Below are 1,504 nucleotides of genomic sequence, written 5' to 3'. Positions count from 1 at the left end.
CAGTCCAAGCCATTGTGATCTCCATTCAGCTTCACAACCGAACAGAATCACAAACCACTGAACTCACTCAAATAGTTTTAAATCGGGCTCTTAGATCGGACACGTCTGTACAGGTCATTCACAAACCAGTGTTTTTGGAACTCAGCCTACATATAAAATCCCGCCGTATTAATTATAGACTATCGAGTTTCAGTCACATCGCCCGTGGTGAGGACGCCGTAGTCATTGCCCCAGCTGTTGCGAATGTACGTGCCGATTTCGGCGATTTCCGTATCCGACAATTGACTGCCAAAGGCGGGCATGTATCCGAAGCCATGTACCACGGTTGTTGCGACATAGGCCGCGTCCGCGAGTTTTTCATTCCCGGCCAAAACTGCCGCTGCATCGCTGCGGCCTGCAGGACCGTGGCATGTGGAACAAGTCTGCGCGAATTGGGGACCGCCACGCGCAGCCACCTGCGCGACGTCAGACTCAGCTGTGACGGCTTCGGTCTCGCCAGTCGCAGCGTCCTTGCCGGTGTTCGGATCCTCGAATTCTTTGGGATTATTAGAGGCGGTGCCAGCTGCACGCGCTTCCTCCACAGTTTGGGAACTGCGGGTCAGGCCAAGGTCAGACCCGCCCTCTTCTCCATAGGTGTAAAGCAGGATGGAGCCGGGGTTGTGCAGAATCGACGTGTTAAGCCCGTCGCCGAATTTCTGTGCCGCAGACCCAAAGGCATCGGTGGCAATAAAGACGCGGTTATCGGGCCCGATCAGCACGTCGCGATATCGGTTTTGGGTCGACAGCCATGCGACAGGATCGCCGACTGCTGCTGTGCCGTCATCGGACAGATGCTGAACGTATAGCGTGCCGTGCTTGAGTGTGGTTAGCAAAACGGAATTGTCCCACTCGGCAATTCCATCCTCGCCTGCCGTGTAGGGCAGGATGGACGATGGCGCGATGGTTGGATCGCAGATGTAACCGCAGATTTGGCCAATTGGGTAGTCGTCATCAACCGTAAAATAGGTCGCAAGAGGTTCCACCATATCACCCTCGAAAGTGCTCTCTGGGAACTGAGGGACGGAGTCTGGCAATGGATCAGCATTTTCACTGACATCCTCAGGGGCTTCGCTCCAGTTGATATATAAGTAGTTTTTTTCGTCAATGCGGCCGGCGACACGGGGCCAGCCGTAATTCCCGCCAGCCTGAATGATGTTCAGCTCGTCATCGGTCGCGGGACCATGCTCTGCCTCATAAAGGGTACCGTTCTCGCCAAATGCCAGACCCTGTGGGTTCCGGTGCCCATAGCTGAATAGCGGACTTTTCCGACTTTCGCTGCAACCACAAAATTGGATTGGCCTGAAAGCCAGCACCGACACCAAGGGCGGGAACCGGTCTGTTGGTGGTGCGGCATGGCAGCCGCAGCGAAACTTAGAGTCTGATTCAAAACTAACTGCACCTTCTCAATCCCTTGCGAGATGCCGTGTGACGCGTCTGATGTGTGCGATGAGGATCCAAGCCTCTG

1 protein-coding gene and 1 pseudogene are annotated in these 1,504 nt (G+C 55.0%); both read right to left on the bottom strand.

The genetic code is table 11. From position 1 onward, the window contains the following. Positions 1–179: 179 nt before the first annotated feature. Positions 180–1,073 (bottom strand): c-type cytochrome, encoded by an 894-nt coding sequence (locus tag BM131_RS19835; protein WP_245754350.1) that lies wholly within the window; start codon positions 1,071–1,073, stop codon positions 180–182. Positions 1,074–1,160: 87 nt separating this feature from the next. Continuing rightward, a pseudogene (locus BM131_RS20640) lies at positions 1,161–1,352 on the bottom strand (PQQ-dependent sugar dehydrogenase); the annotation flags it as partial. Positions 1,353–1,504: the final 152 nt, after the last annotated feature.

This window comes from Loktanella salsilacus (assembly GCF_900114485.1).
GTDB classification, from domain to species: Bacteria; Pseudomonadota; Alphaproteobacteria; order Rhodobacterales; family Rhodobacteraceae; genus Loktanella; species Loktanella salsilacus.
This window is presented reverse-complemented; position numbering and strand designations above follow the sequence as displayed.